Source organism: Dethiosulfatibacter aminovorans DSM 17477 (assembly GCF_900142005.1).
GTDB lineage: Bacteria > Bacillota > Clostridia > Tissierellales > Dethiosulfatibacteraceae > Dethiosulfatibacter > Dethiosulfatibacter aminovorans.
On sequence record NZ_FQZL01000004.1, the window covers coordinates 131,322 to 154,579 of the forward strand.

General features: G+C 41.4%; 24 protein-coding genes. 1 reads left to right on the forward strand and 23 read right to left on the reverse strand.

The window, feature by feature from the left end; all coding sequences use genetic code 11:
* Positions 1–28: 28 nt before the first annotated feature.
* The 9 genes from BUB05_RS00590 to BUB05_RS00635 all read right to left on the reverse strand — a co-directional run bounded on the left by BUB05_RS00590 (position 29) and on the right by BUB05_RS00635 (position 9,105).
* Positions 29–466, reverse strand: a complete 438-nt coding sequence (locus tag BUB05_RS00590; protein WP_073045519.1) for an aspartate carbamoyltransferase regulatory subunit — start codon at positions 464–466, stop codon at positions 29–31.
* Positions 460–1,389: an aspartate carbamoyltransferase gene (gene pyrB, locus BUB05_RS00595; protein ID WP_073045522.1), complete on the reverse strand. Its 930-nt coding sequence runs from the start codon at positions 1,387–1,389 to the stop codon at positions 460–462. The genes BUB05_RS00590 and pyrB overlap by 7 nt, the downstream gene beginning before the upstream one ends.
* 275 nt (positions 1,390–1,664) lie before the next feature.
* Positions 1,665–2,375, reverse strand: a complete 711-nt coding sequence (locus tag BUB05_RS00600; RefSeq protein WP_073045525.1) for a DUF169 domain-containing protein — start codon at positions 2,373–2,375, stop codon at positions 1,665–1,667.
* 213 nt (positions 2,376–2,588) lie between these two features.
* Positions 2,589–2,852, reverse strand: coding sequence for a hypothetical protein (locus tag BUB05_RS00605; protein ID WP_073045529.1), 264 nt, complete (start codon positions 2,850–2,852; stop codon positions 2,589–2,591).
* The gene (locus BUB05_RS00610) at positions 2,836–4,125 is read right to left on the reverse strand and encodes an acetyl-CoA hydrolase/transferase family protein (protein WP_073045532.1); all 1,290 of its coding nucleotides are present in this window, start codon (positions 4,123–4,125) and stop codon (positions 2,836–2,838) included. Before BUB05_RS00610 ends, BUB05_RS00605 begins: the two co-directional genes overlap by 17 nt.
* Positions 4,126–4,129: 4 nt before the next feature.
* Positions 4,130–4,420 carry a NifU family protein gene (locus tag BUB05_RS00615; protein ID WP_073046214.1) on the reverse strand — a complete coding sequence of 97 codons (291 nt, stop codon included), beginning with the start codon at positions 4,418–4,420 and terminating at the stop codon, positions 4,130–4,132.
* 25 nt (positions 4,421–4,445) lie between these two features.
* Entirely contained in the window at positions 4,446–5,855 is a 1,410-nt protein-coding gene (locus BUB05_RS00620) for a hypothetical protein (RefSeq protein WP_073045535.1), read from the reverse strand.
* A 2-nt stretch (positions 5,856–5,857) separates the two neighbouring features.
* Entirely contained in the window at positions 5,858–7,339 is a 1,482-nt protein-coding gene (locus BUB05_RS00625) for a 4-hydroxyphenylacetate 3-hydroxylase family protein (protein WP_073045538.1), read from the reverse strand.
* A 332-nt stretch (positions 7,340–7,671) separates the two neighbouring features.
* Positions 7,672–9,105 carry a sigma-54 interaction domain-containing protein gene (locus tag BUB05_RS00635; RefSeq protein WP_094762606.1) on the reverse strand — a complete coding sequence of 478 codons (1,434 nt, stop codon included), beginning with the start codon at positions 9,103–9,105 and terminating at the stop codon, positions 7,672–7,674.
* A gap of 205 nt (positions 9,106–9,310) precedes the next feature.
* Between BUB05_RS00635 and BUB05_RS00640 the strand changes: the two genes are divergently transcribed.
* Positions 9,311–10,675, forward strand: a complete 1,365-nt coding sequence (locus BUB05_RS00640; RefSeq protein WP_073045543.1) for an MATE family efflux transporter — start codon at positions 9,311–9,313, stop codon at positions 10,673–10,675.
* Positions 10,676–10,729: 54 nt separating this feature from the next.
* On the opposite strand, the gene BUB05_RS00645 is transcribed toward BUB05_RS00640, so the two are convergent.
* From BUB05_RS00645 to BUB05_RS00705, 14 genes are all read right to left on the reverse strand, one after another.
* Complete coding sequence (locus tag BUB05_RS00645; RefSeq protein ID WP_073045546.1) at positions 10,730–11,035, reverse strand: hypothetical protein; 306 nt, start codon at positions 11,033–11,035, stop codon at positions 10,730–10,732.
* 48 nt (positions 11,036–11,083) lie between these two features.
* Positions 11,084–11,953: a shikimate dehydrogenase gene (aroE, locus tag BUB05_RS00650; protein WP_073045549.1), complete on the reverse strand. Its 870-nt coding sequence runs from the start codon at positions 11,951–11,953 to the stop codon at positions 11,084–11,086.
* Complete coding sequence (gene aroD, locus BUB05_RS00655) at positions 11,946–12,719, reverse strand: type I 3-dehydroquinate dehydratase (protein ID WP_073045552.1); 774 nt, start codon at positions 12,717–12,719, stop codon at positions 11,946–11,948. The genes aroE and aroD (BUB05_RS00655) overlap by 8 nt, the downstream gene beginning before the upstream one ends.
* 169 nt (positions 12,720–12,888) lie before the next feature.
* The gene (gene aroD / locus BUB05_RS00660; RefSeq protein WP_073046221.1) at positions 12,889–13,668 is read right to left on the reverse strand and encodes a type I 3-dehydroquinate dehydratase; all 780 of its coding nucleotides are present in this window, start codon (positions 13,666–13,668) and stop codon (positions 12,889–12,891) included.
* 89 nt (positions 13,669–13,757) lie between these two features.
* Positions 13,758–13,895, reverse strand: a complete 138-nt coding sequence (locus tag BUB05_RS18605) for a hypothetical protein (RefSeq protein WP_175548485.1) — start codon at positions 13,893–13,895, stop codon at positions 13,758–13,760.
* Positions 13,896–14,049: 154 nt separating this feature from the next.
* A complete protein-coding gene (locus tag BUB05_RS00665; protein WP_073045555.1) occupies positions 14,050–14,448 on the reverse strand; it encodes a universal stress protein in 399 nt (132 codons plus the stop codon).
* A gap of 73 nt (positions 14,449–14,521) precedes the next feature.
* A complete protein-coding gene (locus tag BUB05_RS00670; RefSeq protein WP_073045557.1) occupies positions 14,522–15,451 on the reverse strand; it encodes an AEC family transporter in 930 nt (309 codons plus the stop codon).
* Between the two features lie 58 nt (positions 15,452–15,509).
* Positions 15,510–16,454: a hydroxymethylglutaryl-CoA lyase gene (locus tag BUB05_RS00675; protein WP_073045560.1), complete on the reverse strand. Its 945-nt coding sequence runs from the start codon at positions 16,452–16,454 to the stop codon at positions 15,510–15,512.
* Positions 16,455–16,476: 22 nt separating this feature from the next.
* Positions 16,477–17,463, reverse strand: a complete 987-nt coding sequence (locus BUB05_RS00680) for a zinc-dependent alcohol dehydrogenase (RefSeq protein WP_073045563.1) — start codon at positions 17,461–17,463, stop codon at positions 16,477–16,479.
* Positions 17,464–17,549: 86 nt separating this feature from the next.
* Positions 17,550–18,578, reverse strand: a complete 1,029-nt coding sequence (locus BUB05_RS00685; RefSeq protein WP_073045567.1) for a TRAP transporter substrate-binding protein — start codon at positions 18,576–18,578, stop codon at positions 17,550–17,552.
* Positions 18,579–18,600: 22 nt separating this feature from the next.
* Positions 18,601–19,890: a TRAP transporter large permease gene (locus BUB05_RS00690; protein WP_073045570.1), complete on the reverse strand. Its 1,290-nt coding sequence runs from the start codon at positions 19,888–19,890 to the stop codon at positions 18,601–18,603.
* A 76-nt stretch (positions 19,891–19,966) separates the two neighbouring features.
* Positions 19,967–20,461: a TRAP transporter small permease gene (locus BUB05_RS00695; RefSeq protein ID WP_073045574.1), complete on the reverse strand. Its 495-nt coding sequence runs from the start codon at positions 20,459–20,461 to the stop codon at positions 19,967–19,969.
* Positions 20,462–20,495: 34 nt separating this feature from the next.
* The gene (locus BUB05_RS00700) at positions 20,496–22,298 is read right to left on the reverse strand and encodes a thiamine pyrophosphate-binding protein (RefSeq protein ID WP_073045577.1); all 1,803 of its coding nucleotides are present in this window, start codon (positions 22,296–22,298) and stop codon (positions 20,496–20,498) included.
* Positions 22,299–22,407: 109 nt separating this feature from the next.
* Positions 22,408–23,244, reverse strand: coding sequence for a sugar phosphate isomerase/epimerase family protein (locus tag BUB05_RS00705; RefSeq protein WP_073045581.1), 837 nt, complete (start codon positions 23,242–23,244; stop codon positions 22,408–22,410).
* Between the last annotated feature and the right edge of the window lie 14 nt (positions 23,245–23,258).

Genomic DNA, 23,258 nt, shown 5'->3' on the forward strand with positions numbered 1-23,258 from the left:
CTATGCATATTAAACTTTCCTAAGCTATCTATATGTCCTGCTTGTTCGGATCATAAGCCTGGTCACAGTAAATGCACCTGTAAACCTTTTTTTCCTTGTCGACAAGCCTGAAGGTGTGCGCTATTTCCTGCTCTATGGAAGTGATGCATCTTGGATTGTTGCATTTCACTACATGGCTCACCTGCTCTGGAAGCTCAAGATTAAGCTTGTCCACGATCTTGTCCCCTTCTATTACGTTTATTGTGATGTTGTGGTCTATGAAGCCAAGCACGTCAAGGTCTATGTCTATTTCATTCTCTATCTTGATTATGTCTTTTCTTCCCATTTTCTTCGAACACACATTCTTTATCAGTGCCACGGTGAAATCAGCTTCGTCAAGTTTAAGATACTTGAATATCTTCATTCCCTTTCCGGCTGCTATATGGTCTATTACAAGTCCCTTTTGAATTGAATCTATATTTAACATGCTTCTACCCCCAACAATTTAGTTATAAGCGCCATTCTTACAAACATTCCATATTTCGCCTGTGGGAAATATGCCGCTCTCGGATCATTGTCTATTTCAACAGAGATCTCATTTACCCTTGGAAGCGGATGAAGTACGCACATGTCTTCCTTCGCCAGACTCATCTTTTCCTTGTCAAGTATATATGAATCCTTAAGCCTTATATAGTCTGCCTCATTGAAGAATCTCTCTCTCTGAACCCTTGTCATATAAAGGATGTCAAGCTCTGAAATGACCTCTTCAAGCCTTTCAACTTCCTTGTATTCCATGTTGTTCTTGTCCAGTGTCTCTTCCCTTATATAGTCGGGAATTTTAAGTTCATCAGGCGATATCAGTACGAATTTGATGTTTGAGTATCTTGACAGAGCCTTCATGAGGGAGTGTACTGTACGTCCGAACTTAAGGTCTCCGCAGATGCCTATGGTGAAATCTGAAAGCTTGCCCCTGCGTGATCTGATTGTAAGCAAGTCTGTCAGTGTCTGTGTGGGATGCTGGTGACCTCCGTCTCCTGCATTGATTACGGGTATAGGTGAAGTAAGTGATGCTACCTTTGGTGCTCCTTCCTTTGGATGTCTCATTGCGCAAATATCAGCATAGCATGCTATTGTTTGAACAGTATCCTTTACGCTCTCACCCTTTGATGCAGATGAACTTCCTGCAGATGAGAATCCAAGTACACTGCCGCCAAGTCTCAGCATTGCAGCCTCGAAGCTCAGTCTTGTTCTTGTGCTTGGCTCGTAGAAGCATGTCGCAAGCAGCCTGCCTTTGCACACTTCTGCATATTTTTTCGGATTAGCTATAATATCGTCAGCCAGGTCAAATATGCTGTCAAGCTCCTCCACTGTGAAATCCATTGGGTCGATAAGATGTCTTCCTTTTAACATAATTTCCTCCTTTTGGTCTCTCCGGACCATTTTAAAAGTGTTTTCTTTATATCAAAAAAGCCTTCCTCTGCATGACGAGAGGAAGGCGTAAATTTGCCGTATCTTGCTTATTAATTTCATCCTTTTCAGCCTCTCGTGCCAAATTAAAGGTTCAATTTCATATAAAATACTATAGTTTCAGACAAATGTCAATAGATTAACTGGAAAAAATGATTATAAACATGCATATTTTTTTGATATGTATATTTATGCGCAATCCAGTTATTTTATCGGACCTAAACAAGCTTGTTGTATGCCATCTTTTCCCTTGTTCTAGGCATTGCCTTCTCGCTTATATTTTCAAGGGCCTCCACTATTGACTCAAGCTGGTCTCCCGGGAATCCTGCATAGAGATGGTCGTCGGGCACGCTCGTTGCATTCCTGCAGCCGTAGCATCCCACACTTACATTCATCTCCTGTGTCTTGTGGGGTATAACAGTCATGTCCACGCAAGTTCCGTTGGATATGCTGGTACTGAAGTTAAGCCTTCCTCCTTCCTCATGGATGGAAGCGAGACTCAGCCACATGATCTGCTCCGGCAGTGTCTCAAGTACCACTACATCGGGATCAAAGTCCATATTGTCAAGGGATGCCAGTGCTATTCCCTTGTAGCTGTCCTGTTCGAACCTTGGCATTTCCTCCATGGTCTTCTGTGCACCTTCCTTCTTGAAGGAACCCAATATTGAAAGAAACTCGCCGTTCATGAGCTTTTCGGGAACAGGTCTGAAACCAAGGGCCGAAGCGCCGTTTGCACATGAAATATTGTCAGCCTTTGCAAGCATCTTCTTTCCTTCCCTTGCCCTCATGATGAACTGGCAAAAGGTATACTTGCTTTCCGCATCATAATCCTCCGGGAAATCTTCATCCTTCAAAAGCTTTATTCCCACTGCAGGCTGTTCCATTTTCAATATATCGCTGAGTTTTTTCGATAAATCCTTGTAATCCATAAATTCTTCCTCTCTTTATTGTTGATACTGCATATATATGATCCCGTTCAAATCGGGTATATTCCTGAAATATCCAACTAAAATTATATTTCAAAATCATACAAAAGTAAAGTGGTTCTTCAACTTTCGAAACCTTTGTAAAATGAACAAAAACCCGCTTCTGGACTGCGGGTTTTTGTCATTGATATTGTATAACTTGTTAGGAGTTATTAGCTATGATTTTGTTATTCGGTTAATTGTATCACACACTTGTCTATATTCTGTAATTACAATCTTTTCATTTTGAAAGCTCAGCCCTGAGCAATCCGCACAGGCATTGGTGCAACCTGCAAGTACTATCAAATAGTCATAGGTTCCATTTTCATCGGCTATGGCTATTTCATGGATGCCATCGGCCCTGTCCAGTATTTCTTCATATACTGCCTTTCTGTCATACCTTGGATTACAACCTCCGCAGTATTTAAAACCTATCTTCAAACTGTTTCTGCAACTCATCCCTGAAGTCCGGATGAGCTATATCGATCAATGATTTCGCTCTGTCTTTCAGTGTCTTCCCCTTCAAATCGGCTATGCCATATTCCGTAACCACATAATTCACATCATTTCTTGAAGTTGTTACAGCACTTCCCTCTGTAATGAAAGGAACTATTCTTGAAACCTTGCCTCTTGAAGCAGTTGAAGGCATTGCTATAATGGATTTCCCTCCATTTGCCATGGATGCTCCCCTTACATAGTCAACCTGTCCGCCAACACCGCTGAACTGCTTGAGACCAATGCTTTCCGACACCACCTGCCCCATAAGATCCACCTGGATGCATGAATTGATTGATATCATGTTGTCGTTTTGCATGATGACTTTTGGATCATTGACATAGTCCACAGGATAAAATTCAACATCTTCATTGTTGTCCACAAAATCATAAAGCTTTTTGGTACCCATCAAAAATGTCACAACCATCTTGTCCTTATGTAGTGTTTTCTGCTTGTTGTTTATAACTCCTGCTTCCACAAGGTCAACAACTCCGTCGGAAAACATCTCCGTATGTATTCCAAGATCCTTCTTGTCCTTTAAAAACATCAGGACGGCATCAGGTATAGCGCCTATTCCCAGCTGAAGTGTGTCTCCGTCCTCTATAAGTTTGGCGCAATTCTCACCGATTGACTTTTCAATTTCACCGATTTTAGGCGGCTGCAATTCAACAAGATCGTATGAAGTTTCAACTATAAGGTCTATGTCTGACACGTGAATAAAGGAGTCTCCAAGGGTCCTCGGCATCTTGTCGTTTACTTCAGCTATGACAATCCTCGCAGCCTCTGCTGCAGGCTTTGTGTAGTCTACGGAGACTCCATAACTGCAATATCCTTTTTCGTCAGGTCTGCTCAAATGCACCAGAGCAACGTCCACATCCATGTAGCCTTCTTTGAAAAGCTTGGGCACTTCCGAAAAGAAACATGGTGTATAATCCGCACGACCCATATTTACCGCTTCACGTGTGCTCCCGCCAACGAAAAGCGCATTGTGTCTGAAATGACCATCCATCTCCGGCTGCGTATATTCTCCTTTACCCATGGCAACCATGTGTACTATTTCAACATTCTCGTAATTCTTTTTGTTATTAACCATTGCCTCTACCAGTTTAAATGGTTCTGCAACTGCATGACCCAAAACCACTCTGCTGTTTGAGGGAATATATTTAACCGCCTCGTCGGCAGTAACCAGTTTCGACTTGTAGTTCTCTTCCCAATTCATTCTGTCACCTCTTTAATTCCTTTTTTCCGTTCAATATATTTCTTGCCAGATCCAGTAGATCGTCACTTATGACGGTGGTCATAACAACTTCCTTTATCTCAGGGACTTCCTTTTGTATCTCGACAAGTACGATCTCCTGAAGAGTGTCACTTGCCGAGGCGCACCCGCTGCACGCCCCAAGCATTTGAACCTCTACAACATTATTATCAACATTCAGGAGCCTTATGTCCCCATTATGATTGGCCAAGATCGGTTTAACACTGTCATTAAGTATTTTAGCCACTTTTTCCTTCATTTCATCACCCTGTTTTTCCAGAATCCTAGCAAGACCCATGTGCCTGCTTCATTTCTTCTGCCGCTTTCAGTGGTACAGTTTCTTCTTCTGGAAAAAGATAAGTGTCATAAGCAGGCTTGTGGAACATGTTGACTATTATGCAAAGTACTATACCTGCAGCAAGACCCCATGCAGCACCTCTTGTTGCAAGAACGGCACCCATAACACCTGCTATTCCAAGATCGTTGAATGTTTTGGATTTCATAACTCCTACCCTTACTGATACATAACCCTGGATCAGCATTGTGGATGCCAGTGCAATACCGAGAATAGGCTTGCAAAGTGTTACTATTGGAAGAAGAAGATATCCTGTCAAGGTACCGAATCTGAATGATCCTGCACCACCGTTTATGGAATCCATGGCATCTCTTCCCTGCTTATATCTTTCGCATACCACAACCTGCATTGCTGCCCAAAGAGGTCCGCACATTGTCAAATCCGGTCCTATGATTGACATGACAAGGTTCCTGAGTCCGAATATCAGATGCGACCTGTTTGGATTGTAGTCGATTTTTTCATCAGGCCTGAATTCAGCTACATCGTCAAGTAACGCCCTGGACTGAATCATGTCTCCGAAAAGAACTATATAACAAGATAATACCATTGGTATGCTTTTTACAAACATGCTTACAGGCGGAATTCCAACTCCCAGCATTGTCCAGTCATGCCACAATACAGACAATGCAGGCTTTGTAATACCCCACTCTATCTGAGGCCATGCAGTTTCACCAATTAGAGGTCCGACTATTATTGCAAGTACAACTACTGGAAGTATCCCCAGGTTTCCGATCGTTTTCAACACTTTGTTGTTGTCCCTGATGCTTTTGAAATGTGTTGAGAACAAGAGATAGAAACCAAGACCTACACAGATTATAATTGATATAGGGAACTGGTCAAACCTTGCACCTTCATTAAAAATTATCATTACTGCTGCAAATCCTGCACCAAGAATTATTCCTGACTGCATTGCGTTAGGTACAATATTTACAATTTTCTTTCCCAAACCTGTAATTCCCAGGAAAATAGCTAGTATACCAAGACTCATCTCAAATGCAATCAAAGCCTGCATTCTTTCGGGACCCATCTCAAATTGGGCTACATGTAATATAAGCAACGGTATTGCCGGAGTAATCCAGCCTGGAACAACAGGATCACCAAGTAAAACATGTGCACAGTAAAACATACCATTCAAGAGAACGATTGCCATTGCAACCTCAAAAGGCATTCCCAGGTATTCCTGGAGCATTGGTATTGCACCAAGGCATACGGCACACATCAACAGCCCCTGGATATAGTCAGCCCACTCGAATCTGTAGTGTACAAAAGGTATTCTTATTTTAAATGGTCCGGCGGGAATGTAAGGACATTCCGCACCGTATTCTCTTTTTATCGCCATTATTAAACCTCCAACAATTCTTTTTGTGCAATCTTGTTTATTCCACAGATTGCCTTGGCAAGCTCCTTCTTGTGCTCAGTATTGCTTTGTCTTGATATCATTATACGCTGTGCCTGAGGTGAACCTGCACCGTGCATTGACTCGGTCCTGTAACCTACAGCTGCTGTTCCAAGAGTCATGTTTTCAATGAGTCTCAATACACGCATTCTGTTTTCAGTTGGCACTCCGTCAACTCCTGAGAAATACTTCTCGCAGATAGGTCCAAGTTCAGGACTCTTGAAATCCTTCTCTGAAGGCATTGTAACCATCAATCCTCCAGCTATGTCTTCGGCAAGTCTTGTAATCTCGTAAGGGAACCTTGTGACATTCTGCTTGCAGACATTTGCCAGCAGCAGGTCAATCTGGTAGTTTCCGGCTGCAGTAGGATATCCCTCAGCTGAACATGCAATACCGCAGCAATAAAGGGTTTCATTAAGATGTGTCATTTCAATTAGCTTGTCCTTAATGTGTGATGCCTTTTGTGCGCCATTGTATTCCGCTGCCAATGCTGCTGCACCGATAAGAACATCACCCACACCAACCTTGCAACCGCCGTAGCTCTGTCTATGATATCCTGCAAAACGTTCAACAAGCATTCCTGCAAATTCAATTTCACCCTTCAGGAATATTCTTTCATTTGGAATGAATACATCGTCAAATACAACAAGTGCTTCCTGTCCGCCAAAATTCTTGTTCCCAAGGTCTACATCAACATTTTCCTCCATCTTTCTAGTATCGCAGCTTTGTCTTCCATATATCATGAAAATGCCTTCTGCATCCGTATTGATTGCAAATGATACTGCATATGCCTCGTCGCCTTCACGCATTGCTATTGTAGGCATTATTAGATGCTCGTGTGAATTGATTGAACCTGTCTGATGGGCTTTGGCTCCCCTTACAACTATTCCGTCTTCCCTTTCTTCAACTATGTGAAGGAAAAGGTCCGGATCCTCTTGTTTGCTTGGTGCAAGTCCCCTGTTTCCCTTTGGATCCGTCATGGCTCCGTCAACTACTAAATCGTTTTCTTGAACATATTTTAGATAGTTAGCAAAGTTTTCATGATAGTTTGTATTGTATTTCTGGTCAATCTCATAAGTTGTGCTGTATACTGCATTGAATGAATCCATACCAACGCATCTCTGGAAACATGTAGCTGTCTTCTGGCCTAGAAGTCTAAGCATCTTGACTTTCTTTCTCAGGTCATCTGTATTTTGATGCAGGTGAGTGAATCTGTTTACCTTTTCTCCTGTAAGGTTTGATGTTGCAGTCATCAAGTCTTCATACTCCGCTTCGTGAGCGAGTTGGTAAGTCATAGCAACTGAATTGATTGACGGTCTGATTATTGGATGATCCACAAAGTTCTCAACCCTCTCTCCAAACATGTATACCTTGATGTCTAGTTTCCTCAAACTTTCAATGTACTCTTTTCCTGTCATTAATGCCATATTGTTTCTCCTTTCGAATGGTTAACCAATTAATTATTTTTTGCTGCTTCCTTGTATGCCACTATATAGTGCAAGTACCGTGCCAATTTCGAAAAACAATTTACCAATCACTCAATTGTGTTGAAAATACTGACTTTCAAAGGACAACCCAATAATATTAAGAATATGAAGATATATAACAGAAAAGGATTGTTGCGTTATTGCAACGCATCAACCCTTTTCTGTTACAGTAAAAATATCTTATTTTTGAGCTATCCAGCTGTTGTTCAGCAATAATGGACACAACGTTTTCCTGTTGTTGCATCATCGCAACACGTTGCATAAATACAACATCATTGATTTGCATACTTCTTCCTTTTCCTTACAAGGGTTGATGCATCTATTCCCAGAGACTTTGCTGCATCCCTTACATTGCCATATTTATTGAAAGATTTTTCTATCATCTCCATCTCAAGTACGGCTACGGCCTTCTTCATGTTGCTTATTTCACCAGTTTTCTCAATGAGGTTGTCCCTTCCCCTAATTTCAAATGGTACAGCCTCTTTTAATATTTTTCTTCCCTCAGTAAGTACATAACATCTTTCTACAATATTCTTCAATTGCCTTATGTTTCCAGGCCATTCATAATTGTAGAATAAATCTAAAACTTCAGGGGAAAATGATTTTGACTCCTCATATTCTTCATTGTATTTCGTCAAAAAATCAAGAGCCATGGGAATGATATCATCCTTTCTTTCCCTTAGAGGCAGGAGCTTTAAGGGCACAATGTTAAGCCTGTAGTAGAGGTCCTCTCTGAATTTTCCTTCCCGTATCATTTGACGCAGGTTCCTGTTTGTTGCAGCTATGATTCTGACATCCACCTTCTTGTCCTTGACGGACCCCAACTTTCTTACTTCCCCCTCCTGAAGTACTCTCAGAAGTTTCACCTGAGCCGAAAGGGGCAACTCGCCGATTTCATCAAGGAAGAGTGTTCCCTTGTCAGCCGCCTCTATTATTCCCGTCTTGCCAGAGTTGACCGCTCCGGTAAACGAACCTTTCTCATATCCAAAGAGTTCCGATTCAATAAGGTTTTCAGGTATTGCTCCGCAGTTGACCTTGATAAAAGCTTCATCCTTCCTTTTTGAATGATTATGTATATATCTGGCCATTACTTCCTTTCCTGTTCCTGTCTCTCCAGTTATTATAACTGTAGTACACTTTCTTGATACCCGGTTTGCCATATCAATCATTTTAAAGGACTTTGGATCCTGAACTATTATGGAATCATCCTGAAGCATCTGATACTGCATCTGCTTCATAATCACCTTGCTTTTTGCAACTTCCTGCTTGAGATGATCAAGCTCGGTGATGTCCCTGACATTTGTAACAACCATGTCAATTTCCCCATTCTTGTTCCATATGGGATTTGCAGTCACCAGCAACTTCTTCTTGTTCTTTATTGTCTGCTCCAATGTAACAGTCTTCCTAGTGTTAAGAACTATCATAGTTGCCGATTTGGATATGGTACCTTCCTTCTCCAGATCAACCATCATACGCCCGATGAGCTTGTCTCTGTTGATTCCCGTAAGCTTTTCATAAGCCTTATTGACCTGGAGAGTCTTACCCTCGCCATCGGTTATGTATATGCCGTCGTAGCTTGATTCTATTATGCTGTTCAACCTTTCGAACATTTTTGTCAGTTTCGCAGTTACCTCTTTTACCCTGTTTTCACAGCATTCCCTGCTGTTGCAGTTTTCTTCGCAACGTTGTAAATTGTATGAATCCATATCTCACCTCAAGCCGGTTTATGGAAATGCTCATTTATACAAGCAAAAATCCGAATTTTCTATATATTATCATTATTATGAGTATTTATCAAATTATCCTGTTATTCATGTTACTTTTTCTTAACAGAATATCATGATATACACCACATGAATATTGTGGTAGAATAGCACAAGAAAGCACAAGACTTTCGGCACAGGAGGCAACATGGTGACATTGAACGATAAAAGCAACAACAAGATCATATATAATACAATGCTGACAATTGCACTACCCGTAATTATCCAGCATCTAATAAGCATTGGACTGAACCTTGTAGATACAGTGATGATAGGTCGTCTTGGAGAACCTGAACTTGCAGCCGTAGGAATAGCAAACCGATTCTTCATGATATTCGGACTTTTCTGCTTTGGTTTCTACAGCGGATGCTCAGTGTTCATTTCACAGTATTGGGGTATAAAGGATATCAAAAACATCAGAAAGGTATTCGGCATAGAAATCATTTCAGGCTTTTCAGTGGCAATATTATTCTCTACTCTGGCCCTTGTATTTCCCCATGTCATAATGAGAATATTCATAAAGGACCCCGTTGTGATAGACTACGGAATACAATACTTGAGGATAATAGGTCTTGCCTATATATTCATAGCCATATCATTTGCACTTAGCTATAATTCACGGTCCATACACAGGGTTAAGATGACGGTCGTCATCAACACAATAGCAATAAGCATAAACACCTTTCTCAACTATGTGCTCATATATGGAAAATTCGGATTTCCCCAACTGGGAGTGAGAGGAGCTGCCATAGCCACTGTCATAGCAAGATTTCTGGAATTTGTACTTCTTCTGTATTTCATATACAAGGATAGAAACCATCCTCTGGCAGGATCATTCAGGGAGCTTTTCGACTGGGACAGGCCTTTTTTGATGAAGGTATACAAAACTGCATTTCCGGTTTTCGTAAACGAGGCCAGCTGGGTGTTGGGAACCTCCATCTACTATATAGCATACGGCATGGTGGGAACGGATGCCGTTGCAACTGTTCAGGTGTCAATGACAATAAGTGACTTCTTCCAGTCCTTTTTCTTCGGAATTGGAAGCGCCTGTGGTGTAATGATAGGAAACGAGCTGGGAAGGGACAACAAGGACCTTGCCTATTCATATGGAATAAGTTTCATAAAGCTTACAGCCATAGCTTCAATCGTGACTGGTCTCTTGCTCTATTCATTAAAAAACCCCATAATAAACTTTTACGATTTCAAGGAGTCCACCAACTACATGCTTGAAATGTCGTTAATAGTCTTCTCCCTGTTCATGCTTCCAAAAATGCTCACCTACATGATAATAGTAGGAGTTTTGAGAAGCGGTGGAGACACCAGATACTGCATGCTGTTGGATCTATTCTTCATATGGCTTGTAGGCATACCGCTTGCATTTATAAGCGTACTTGTAATGGATTGGCCTATACATCTGGTGCTGGCAGCAGTGTTCTCGGAGGAGATAATCAAGGTTTTTGTAGTCAGTAAAAGGATCAATAGCAGGAAATGGCTGAACAATCTCGTTAGCTGATTGTTTCTACAACAATGGCTCTATGCAAAACCGCATAGAGCCATTTATTATTGTCTAGTCAAACAATACCACTGTAACCATCTTGTTTCCCGGATAATAGTATTTGCAAAAATAAAGCTTGTCTCTCCTTCCAGACCTGTCTGCCTTTAAATACAAATACTTGGTTGTCATCTTATAGTTGTTAGGATCGATATATTTTAGCTCTTTCCCGTTGAAACTTTTTGAATAATTCTCCAGATATCCCTTTGCCAGCCTTTTGGCCTCCTTGTCGGACTTGACTCCTTCCATATAAACCCCTACGAATTCGCCGGCATCAACTGAATGGATAGGGTGTACTTTTCTCGGTATTCTAATACGCATCTGGGTGCTCCTTTGTAATGATCTGACTTAACACTATTATATCAATTACTATACCTTCTCTTCTTTCCTGCTGTCTATAAGAATCTTCAAGGATTCCCTCATATGTTCCAGGGGCGCCTTCTTCCCTGTCCATATTTCAAATGCCTTTGCTCCCTGGTTTACAAGCATTCCAATTCCATTCATTGTTTTGCATCCAAGCTTTTCAGCCTCCTGGATGAGCATTGTCTTTTCAGGGTTGTATATTATGTCGCATACTGTCAGTCCTTCATGAAGAAGCTCAGGTTCAAGGGGACACTCGTCCACATTTGGGTACATTCCCACGCTTGTGGTATTTATCAACAGGTCGCAGTCATCTATTACAGCATCCAGATTCACGCCATCTACAGGAAAACATATTTCACTGAACTTGTAGTTAATCTCATCGCTTAAGTCAACCGCTTTCTGAAGTGTCCTGTTCGTGATGAATATCTTCTCCGGATTTCTGTCCGCTATTGTCATTGCAACAGCCCTTGATGCTCCTCCAGAACCAAGTATGAGCACCTTCTTTCCCCTGCAGTCGAAGTTGCATTCCTCTGCAAGGGAAATGACGAAGCCTTCCCCGTCTGTATTGTATCCTATGAATCTTCCATCCTCGATCTTTACAGTATTTACTGAACCTATCTTTTCAGCCAAGGGGTCTATTTCATCCAGATGGTCCATTATATCTATCTTATAGGGTATTGTAACATTGAATCCGTCAAACTTAAGATGCTTGATCCCATTCAATATATCTCCTATGTTCTTCTTTTCCGTCTCCATATTTATATATATGTAGTTCATTTTTTCAAGCTCGTATGCCCTGTTGTGCATGAAGCAGGAAAAACTGTGCTCCAGGGGATTTCCCATAAGACCAAGAAACCTTGTATCATTGTTAATCATGTCTTCCACCTTCCAATGTATAAAGTATATCCTTCATCTCCTTGTATCCAAGCTGCCCCGGTGCAGAAGAGCCTATACCTGATGCAAAGGTAACTGCCGTACCCATTATTCTGCAGGCAATCCTTGTAATCTGTCCCAGTTCACCCATGGAAATTGCAATGACAGGTATATCAAGCTTTCGTCCTGTCTTGTGCACTGCATTCATGAGGGTAATTACATCTCCCTTGGATTTTGGCATGATGGCAAGTTTCACAATATCCCCATCAAGATCCTGCCCTTTGGCAAGCATCCTTCTTATTTCAACCTCTTCGGGAGTATAATCAAAGTTGTGATAAGACATGATTATCTTTGTCCCATTAGCCAGGGTAATGCTTCTCATATCATCAATAAACTCCTTGTCATTGGACATTTCAATATCAACAAGCTCCACGAGGCCTGATTCTACGGACAATTCGATAACCTCTTTCCTCAAATCATCTTCAATCTTTGCCATTCCACCCTCTTTTACTGTTCTTAGTGTAAAAATAAGGGGTATGTCTTCAATAACGTGCTTTAAATCGCTTAATGCATTGAGAACCTTATCCTTGTCTCCACAGTCTTCATAATAGTCAACTCTCCATTCTATAAGGTCCGGCTTCATTTTTTTCAGCTCAAGGGCCTGAGCTGTAAGATCATAATCCGATTCAGCAACAAGAGGCAAGCAGATCTTTGTTCTATCGCCGCCTATTCTCAATCCTTTGACTGTAACCGTTTTGCTTTTATTCATGGTCAATTCTCCCTGTCATTAAAATTGTCAACAATTTTCACTTGCGGAACTGCACTTTATCCACATTTAAACCGATTTTTTCACAAATTATATATGAACCTATCGATAATACTATATCATAGAATCAAGATATAGTCGCCATAGATTTCCAAAATTTATTCATATTAGCTCATACCAACACCTGATTCGTCAGCAATCCAAGCATTTTTCTCATATCTTCAATAGGCACCTGACCCGGTGCCGATGATTCACTTCCAACGGCAAAGGAAAGATCCGAACCGAACATCCCTCCAACTATTCTTGTCAGACTTCCCATCTCACCCATGGATACTGTTATCAGAGGTATATCAACTTCCTTTCTTGCCAGACATGAGGCACTGAGAAGATTGAGCACATCACCATGGCAGTTTGGCATTACAGCCAGTTTCGATATGTCGGCACCCAGCCTTTCACCTTCTGCAAGCTTTTCTACTATGCCAGATTCATCAGGTGTCTCTTCGAAATTGTGGTATGAAAGTATCAACTTCACATCCTTCTCCTCGGATATCCTTTTAATATCTTCCAATGCCTCCCTGTCGCTTGACATCTCTATGTCTAGAAGGTCAACGGCTCCTGTTGAAACTGCCTTCCTGATTATATCAACTCTTTTCATATCCGAAAAGTCCGACTGGCCTCCTTCCCTCTTGTGTCTGCAGGTGAAAATCAGCGGCTTTTCTCCAATTACTTCAGACAAAGATTCCAATGCATCAACAACGCTTTCAGCATCATTTACTGTATCAAAATAGTCGACACGCCATTCAATGACATCCGGATTATATTCACATATCTTCCCGGCATCCTTAATCAACGTTTCTTTATTACTTGAAACCAATGGCAGGCAGACAAGCATATCCTCCCCGCCAAACACCTTATTTTTAACAACCACTTTCTTCCTACTCTGCAACCTCATGATACCCTCTCTTTCACCAAAAAATTCTGCAAAATAAAAAGGAGTTCCTAAGAACTCCTTGTCTTTCATCATAACATCTATGGATTTATCTATGCAGGACTTCCTATTTCAATACTTTTATATTTACTTTTTTTGTATGCAAAAGCGCCAGCGCTAAAAAAGCCCCAGAAATAAAAGTAAAAATAATAAAATTGTTGCATTCCTGTTTTAAGTTTAGATTTTTCCATAAGTTTATCCTCAAAATATAATTATATCAAATATATTATAAATATTAAGATTTGTCAACATTTTTCTTACTAAGTTGTAATATTTTCGCACAAAATATTTATAACCTGGTCATGATTAGGGTGATTGCAGATCTTCACTAATTAAGTCAAACCCTTATCTTGCTACCAGCATAGGCACTTTCACATGTTGTACAACCTTGTTGGTCACACTTCCCAACATAAATCTTTTCCTCGCCGACATTCCGTGAGTACACATAATTACAAGATCATATCCACCTTCTTCCGCTTCTTCGATTATTGCTTCTGCAGGATAACCCTTTACTATCTTGCTGCCGACTCTGACATCCCTGTCCTTGAAATATTCAACTGTCTTGCCTATGATTTTTTTCCCTTCCTCTTCAGTTGTAGTGACTTCGTAACCTTTCATTACATGTATGTCATATACATAGAATACAGTCACTTCCGAATCAAACTTCTTCGCCAGTTCTTCAGCCATGTCATATGCCTTTTGACATTCGGCAGAACCATCGGTTGGAAACAATATTTTTTTCATAAATATACCACCTTTCAATTTGTAAAGTCACAACACTCAAGTGACTCCATATATACAATCTTTTACAATATTCTCAAAAAACGCCCATCAATTCACAAAAGGCAAACATCAAAGGTATTGTTGCCAATGAACCTATGTGTGAAACAACAACAATCTTCGATGCAAAGTCAACCTCCCCATCAAATCTGCTGGCTATTACAACAGTTATCGCCGGAGGAGGAAGAGCCGAATATACCAGACATACTCCTTCAATTACAGGATCCAGCTCCAGGAAATATAAAACTGCCACCATAATGGCCGGATAAAAAATCAACCTCAGAAATGTTCCTGCATAAACCAGATTGTCCTTTAGCAATGTGGAAATGCTAACCCTGCCTATTCTTGCTCCTATGATAAACATTGCAAGAGGAGTAGTGATAGCCCCCACCGAATCGATCATTCTTTCACCCAAATCAGGAATATCTACTGAAAACACAAAAATGAAAATTCCTATATATACCGATACCATGTTGGGATTGAATAGCATCTGGCGCATTTCTTCCTTTCCTATTTTGTCATAGAAAATAGACATGCCGTAGGTCCACATGAAAATCATTACTGCAATATAATACATGGACGCAAAAAATGTTCCTTCATTTCCGTATATCTGGTATACGACCGGAAAACCCATGAATCCTGCATTCGTCAGTACTCCCGTATACTTGAGTATCTTTTTCTTGTCTTCATTGCCTACCCTTTTTAGCAGCAAGGTGTTTATGATAAGCACTGCCAGGATGTAGAAAAAACCTACAAGAATAACCTTTATTCCAAGCTCCATTTTTTCAGGCGAATACTCTATATTGAAAGCCTTTACAACCAGCGCAGGAATTGCTATGTTCATAAGCATGTATGTAAATGCTCTTTCAACTTCATGGGTTACAATGCCTTTTTTAGACAGGAAAAATCCTACTGCAATGAGAAAACCCATAATAAGGACTGAATTCACTACTGTCGTTAAAATCATTACACTCTTCCTTGATTAGAACAGCCGGCCAGCCCAATACCGTGTCCGGCTGAATTTTTTACTTGCCGGGCTTTATCTGCCCTTTTGGGCGTTCCAGAACAAGATCTGAAACCTTTCCGGCTTTAAGCATGCAACTGTCAAGGTCATGTTCCACATGTTCCCTTACCTCTCTGGCTATTTCAATGGCCTTGTCGATATCGATTCCCGTTTCAATGCCCATGAGCTCCAGCATGTGGACTATGTCTTCAGAAGCTATGTTGCCTGATGCACCAGGGGCAAAAGGACATCCACCCAGGCCTCCAAATGCACCGTCAAACCTGTCCATTCCAGCCTCCATTGCTGCAAGTATGTTTGCCATGGCCATCCCCCTTGTATTGTGGAAATGGAGATTCCATGTTACCTCAGGATATTTTTCCTTGAAATAAATACATTTTTCATATACGTCCTTCGGATTTGCCATACCTGTTGTATCTGAAAGGGACAATTCCATGATTCCAAGTGCAGTAAACTGTTTCACTACTTCATCAATCTGCTGGATGCTTATTTCGCCTTCAAAGGGACATCCAAAAGAAGTTGCCATGGCGCCTGAAACAGCAACACCGTTTTCTCTGGCAAGATTGATACTGTCAGTGAAACTGGCAATGGTCTCCTCAGGTTTTCTATTGAAATTTGCCAGATTATGGGATTCACTGATTGAAACTGTAAGCTTTATCTTCTTGAATCCGGCTGCAATTGCCCTTTCTGCTCCCTTAAAGTTTGGAATGAGAACTCTCAAATCCGCCTTGTCCTTGTTTTTTATCATTTTAAAAACTTCAGCCGTATCCGCCAAGGCAGGTATTGCTTTCGGATGGACCATGGATCCCACCTCAATAACCTTGTACCCCGCCTCAATGGCCTTGTCAATCAAATCCGCCTTCACATGTGCAGGCAGTATCTTCTTCTCATTCTGCAACCCGTCTCTCGGGCCCACTTCTGCAATAATTACTTTCTTTGGGTATTTCATTGTATTATCCTCTCACCAGTATTTACTTAAAGTCCATAAGGACTTTAACCATCTTGCCGCTTAAGGCATGGTCATATGCCGTCCTGAATTCCTCGAAGGGAACTACTTCAGATATGATTGGCTTTATGTTGAAGTCTTCATCCTTCAAGTATTCCAATGCCTTGTCGAAATCATCCTTTGTATATATTATACTACCCTGTATTGTAATTTCGCTCCTGACCACCTTGAAGCATGGATAGCTTATGTCTTCGTTGGTCAATCCCAGGGTTATCATCTTTCCACCGGGCTTAACTATTTCAAAAGCCTGTTCAATGGCTTTTTTCGCTCCTGCAGCCTCTATGACTACGTCAAAGTTTCGTCCGTCAGCCTGTCCCGGCACCAATGTTGTTATTCCCTTGTCAAATTCCTTTGCTATTGCCAGCTTGTCCTCATTGATATCTATGGCCGTAATGTCCATTCCAAGATATGACAATATGGCTATGCAGAGCATACCCTCTGTTCCGCATCCCATGACTGCAATCTTCTGGGAGTTTTTTAAATCGGCCTTTCCAATTGCATGGACGCATACGGACAAGGGTTCCATAAGGACAGCCTTCTTTTCATCGATATCAGCGGGAACACCGACGGCAAACTCAGAGTCTATTATTATCTCTTCTGCAAAAAGGCCGTCTATAGTCACGCCAAATGATTTCTTCTCCACGCATATGTTGGTCATGCCCCTAAGGCAATTTTCACATTTCCCGCAATATGTATTTGGATATGATGCAACCTTGTCGCCAACCTTGAATCTGGCATTTGCCCCGGCCTCTATTACTTCTCCAATTACTTCGTGTCCTGGAGTCAAAGGGTATTCCGCATAGGGTATCTTTCCCTTGTATACACTCATGTCTGATCCGCAAATGCCGCCCATTAACACTTTTATTTTAATCTCTCCCTCTCCGGGTTTAGAGATTAATTCAATTTCTTTCATCTCTATGGTTCCCGGTTCGGAAACAAAAAGTTTTCTCATTATCTACTCCTTATCAGGTCTTTCAATTTCATTAGTTAAATTGCCTACAGCATGATAGTCTGTAGGCAATAAATTAGTGTATTTTCCTATTTTGTTGCATCAAGCAGTGAATCTACAAGCTCATCACCAATTTTTTCCCTTATCATGTCATATACCGGTGCTGCGGCTTCCTTCATCTCCTTCTTCAATTCAGGAGAAAGTTCTATTATTTCCGTATCATTGCTTTCCATTATTTCCACACGCTGTCCTATTCTTTCGTCAGCCTGTTCTCTTGCCCACACTTTGGCAGTCTGTGCAGACTCGACTATTGCTGTCTGTATATCCTCAGGCAGACTGTTGAATTTGTTAAGGTTTGTAACAAGAGAAACAAGGTGAATAACATGGTTTGTGTTTATTATGTACTTCTGCTGCTCGTAAAGCTTTGCAGCTACTATTGTTTCATAAGGATTTTCCTGGGCATCTATTGTACCCTGCTGCAGTCCTATATAAACCTCCGAGAACGCCATTGGAGTAGGATTTGCACCTATTGCTCTCCAGTATGCGATATGATATGGATTTTCCATAGTTCTTATCTTCTGTCCTTCAAAGTCTGCCATTGATGTAACCATCTTATTGCTGCTCATCTGTCTGAATCCCTGATCTGCAAATCCAAGGATCTTGAATCCGTATCCTTCATAAATTCCTTCAAGCTGGTTGAAGAATTCGCTGTCAACTGCCTTTCTGGCAATTTCTATATTTTCAAATACACTTGGCATGTCGAATACAGCAAGTTCCGGTATGAAGTTTACCATTGGTGCTGTAGTAAGGGCAACAAAATCTATTTCACCGTTAAGGCAACTCTCTGTAGCCTCTACATCACTTCCCATTGTTCCATTGGCAAATATCTGAAGCGTTGCCTTTCCGCCAGTGGCAGCTTCAAGCTCTTCTTTGAACTTTTGGGCATAGAGATATGTAACCGAATCTTCAGGAGTGTCGCAGGACAGTGTGAAAGAATACGTCTTTGCTTCGCCAGCATCTTCGCCACCTTCATTGTTTGATGCTCCACAACCGGCAAATGATACAAGCATCGTCAATACCAACATTAAAACCAAACCTTTTTTCAATAATATTTTCATCTTGTTCTCCTCATTTTTTATTTTATAGTAATGCCAGACTGATTTCTTCAATGAACGTAATAAGCAACAGCGCTACAATGAAGAAAGCTATAAAAGGCATTGCCTTCTTTGCTATATCCATTACTTCTATATCCGTAATGGAGCTTGCTACAAACAGGTTCAAACCGACAGGAGGTGTTACAAATCCCACTGCAAGGTTGACAACCATAATTATTCCCAACTGAATAGGATTAACCCCAATTGCATTCGTTATCGGCAAAAGTATAGGTGTCAATATGAGCAGTGCAGGTCCCGTATCAATGATCATACCTACAAACAGAAGCAGGAGGTTGATGATAAGCAGTATTGCAACCTTTCCTGAGAAAATCCCTGTGATGAATCCTGAAACGAGCTGTGGTACCTGCATGAGTGCAAGAACCCTTGAGAATCCAACTGCAGCTGCAAGAATGAACAGCAGCGGAGTATATGTCTTTACACTTTCCACCATTATTCCCTTGACTTTTGAAAACGTTATCGTCTTGTAGATAAAAAGACTTACAAACAGTGCATAGAAAACAGATATGGTTGCAGCTTCCGTAGGTGATGCTATTCCACCGTAGATGCTTCCAAGGATGATAATAGGTGCCAACAATGCCCAGAAACTGTCCTTGAACACATTGATGAATCCCTTGTTCTTGAGCTTCATGAAATTGGCTTCTATTTTTTCCTTGTCTTCTCCATTTTTCTTGCAATAATAGTATGAATAAATCATAAGGCAAAATCCGATGAGCAGTCCCGGGAGAACTCCCGCTATAAACATGCTTCCTACGGATACGCCCGATGCCATTCCATACAGGATGAACGGTATACTAGGAGGGATGATAACTCCCAGTCCTCCTGATACTGCTACAAGTGCTGTAGAAAAGGTTTTATCATAACCCAGTTCCACCAGCAAAGGTATAGTCATGGCCCCAACTGCAGCCGTCGTTGCAGGTGCCGATCCTGAAATGGCTCCATAGAACAGGCAAGTCGTTATTACCGCTATGGGTATTCCTGCCGTCTTTGTTCCCGAAATATATGAAAATATGTTAAACAATTTCTTTGAAATACCGCCCTGAGCCATTATCATTCCTGACAGTATGAACATTGGTATTGCAAGGATAGGAAAGCTGTTGACACCGCCTACCATACTCCTTACGATAAATTCACCGCTGGCTGGAAAAGAGCTGTCCAGAATTCCTGGAAGTACCGCCACTATTCCCAGTGTTGTTGCCACCGGAATTGATACCAGTATCGATATAGCAAACACTATAAAAACTATACTTGGTGACATAAAAATCTCCTCTCTTATATAATTATCCCGTGCTGTGATGAAATGATTTCGCATCACAGCACGTATCAGTTGTCACTTATGAATGCTGTTTCTCGGCTCCCTTCAACTCCATGAATCCCAAATAAAAACTCTGAAGCAATCTGAAAATCGCAAGTGCAAATCCCACGACTGCAGATGACTGTACCAGATATATTGGGAATCCCAGGGCTGAACTTACCTGACCGCTTGCCTGTGTAGACTGGACCAGTGTCACTGCATTCATGAACACAAACACGAAAAACGCCAGCATGACTATCTTGGAAGTCAACCTTATAACCTGTGAAAGAACACCGGGCAATACACCCAGAAACTGTTCCAGCTTTATAGATGTACTGTTCTTAATGCAATAGCCTATGCTTAAAAACGAAGACCATACAAAAAGATATCTTGTTAATTCTTCCGACCATGTAAGTGAATAGTTAAACAAATATCTCATAAGAACCTGTACACCCATTACTACAACCATGACTATAAGAAAAATCAGAAGTATGAATTCTTCAAAATTCTTGTCAAGCCATCTTAAAACTTTCATTAGACACCTCTCCCTTAAACATTATTCATAAAAATCAAGTTGTTACGTGAAGCGATTTCTTGGCTTCACCAGATGTAAGTCTTCCTTCAGATACATTTTCCTTAGGCGTATAAATATCATTTATATTCCAGATTCCGTCAGTAGGCACCGGTATGTTTTCCATAGGCACATCCAGCAAGTAAGGCTCATCCGCTTCAAGAGCTTCCTTCAACGCTGACTTGAATTCAGCTGCACTTGTGATCCTTTTGCTCTTTATGCCGTATCCTGCTGCCACCTTTGCCCAATCCGGACTGTAGCTTTCTCCCTTGTGATCCTTGAATATGGTTCCAAAGGAGTGCTCATAATGAGAAGCTTCCAATCCTGCTATTGTTCCAAACGCTCCATTATTCATTACAACCCACACTACCGGAATATTCTGCTCCACAGCTGTTGCTATAACTGATGGGTTTGTTCCAAATCCACCGTCGCCAACAAGGGTTATAACCTTCTTGTCAAAGGCTGCAAGCTTTATTCCAAGTATTGCCGCCGGTCCGAATCCCATTGTGGCAAGTCCTCCGGGATGGATAATGGTGCTGGGAAGTTCAATATCAAACTGCTGTCCTATGCCGTTCTTGTTCCAGCCCACATCTGTAGCTATGATGCCGTCTACAGGAAATACCTCTCTTACATCCTTGAGTATTCTCTGGGGTGTCATAGGGAATCTTTCATCGTTTGATATTTCCACGTTTGATTTCTTGAATTCAGCCTTGTATTTTGCAATCTCAGCCTTAAGCTCTTTTCTATCGATTCCTTCAGGTACAATCTTTTTTGCTTCCTCAAGAATCACCTTAAGTGCATTTTTAGGATCTGCTACAGCACCAAGTATAACCGGGAAGTTTCTTCCTATTTCAGAAGGCTCAAGGTCAATCTGCATGAATTTTGTATTTTCTGCATTGAAGGTAACATCCTTGTACCATGAGCTGCTGTCAGCCTCTGCAAACCTTGTTCCAACTCCAAGAATGAGATCTGCATTCTTTGTTGTTCCGTTTACAAAATCCGTCCCCCAAAACCCTGTCATTCCAACCATTAGCGGATGGGTGTCAGGCAATGCTCCCTGTCCCATCAAGCTTCTGGTAACAGGTATATCCAGAAACTCCACAAGCTCCTTCAATTCTTCAGTAGCTTCGTTAAACACAACCTGGCCACCTACGTGTATGACAGGATTTTCTGCATCTATGAGCTGCTTTGCAATTCTCGCAGCCGTTTCCTGAGGAATTCCAGGCTTGAATACCTCCTGGGAATCCACATATGTCCTTTCAAAAAGCTTCTCGTCAATTTCTCTTGAGAACATGTCCATTGGTACCGATATGAGTACCGGTCCCGGTCTTCCAGTCTCGGCAAGTCTGAACGCCTTGTCCAAAATTTGAGGCATAAGCTCGGGATTGTCAACCCTCCATGCCCTCTTTACAAATGGTTTGTAAATGTCATACTGCGATCCGTCACAGTGCATATTCACTTCCTGATGTGGATGCCTTCCGTAATAGTAGCTAGGCACATCACCTGCTATTACCACCATTGGTATGGCATCCAGGGAAGCGTTTGCAACACCGGTAGCAGCATTCGTGAGTCCCGGGCCAAGATGGCAAAGTACAACGCTCGCCCTCTTTGTAATCCTTGCATATCCATCGGCTGCGTGTGATGCAACCTGTTCGTGTCTTACTGATATGTATCTAAGTTTTTCACTTTTTTCCAATGCATCCAGCATCGCTATGACTGTATGTCCACATAATCCGAATACATGTTCAATTCCTTTTCTTTCCAGATAATCAACAATCTGATGTGATAAGAGTTTATTCATCACTACCTCCACTGTTTTGTGTTTCCATTCCATTTAATCCAATTCCATTACTTTGAATCAATTTTCATTTCATAATTCATTTATAATGATTTGACTTAGTCAACTTCTGCTATTTCAGGCAAAAGTTTTCCAGGTTGTGCTTTTCCAGATATTCCTTTGCTGTAACCAGGCATCTCCTGGCATGTTCCGTATATCCCAATTCTTTCACTCTTTTCAGGTGTGGAAGCTCAAGGGAATATACAACCGGTCTTGGAATCCTTCTTATTATATCTGCTATGTTTATTTCTCCTTCACCGCAGTACAAGCGTTCATCCCTTCCCGTATGAATCAGTCCTTCCTTTGTTTCCGGTATCTCTTTGGGCCCGTCACAGAGGTGTACATAATTGAACCACTCCGGAGGAAGATTATCCAGTTCCTCCAGGGCCACCCTGGAACGGTTGAAGTGAAGTGTGTCTATCATCAGACCCTTGTTGTCAATATCGATTGAATTCAATACTTCAACAGCCTGCTTCAGGTTCTTCACGCCGGCCCAAGTTACGAACTCCAGGTCAACAGTCATGCCATAAGGTTTTGCAAGCTCACACAAGTGATGAAACTTCTCAATATACATCGACTTGTCTTCAGTCCATATGCTGGACAGCAGGCTTTTTGCACCCAGTTCCGCACCCGTTTCAATTGCAGCCTTATAATCCTCTACATCTATTGTGTCGTCAATCTTTGCCAGTTCAATGTCATGAATACGCATTCCCGTTCTTCTCATGGCTTCCTTTGTATGCTTCATCATGGCCTTGTTGTGGGCCAGATCGTAGTTCGGCTCGTTGGGAAGCTTCATATATATCGGTCTTATACTTACATAATCGTATCCGCAAAGAGATGCTATGTAAATCATTTCCGGCGGAGCGCATCCCAGAACCGTCAAGTGAGCTAAGGAAAACTCTGTTTTCATTTCAAACTCTCCTT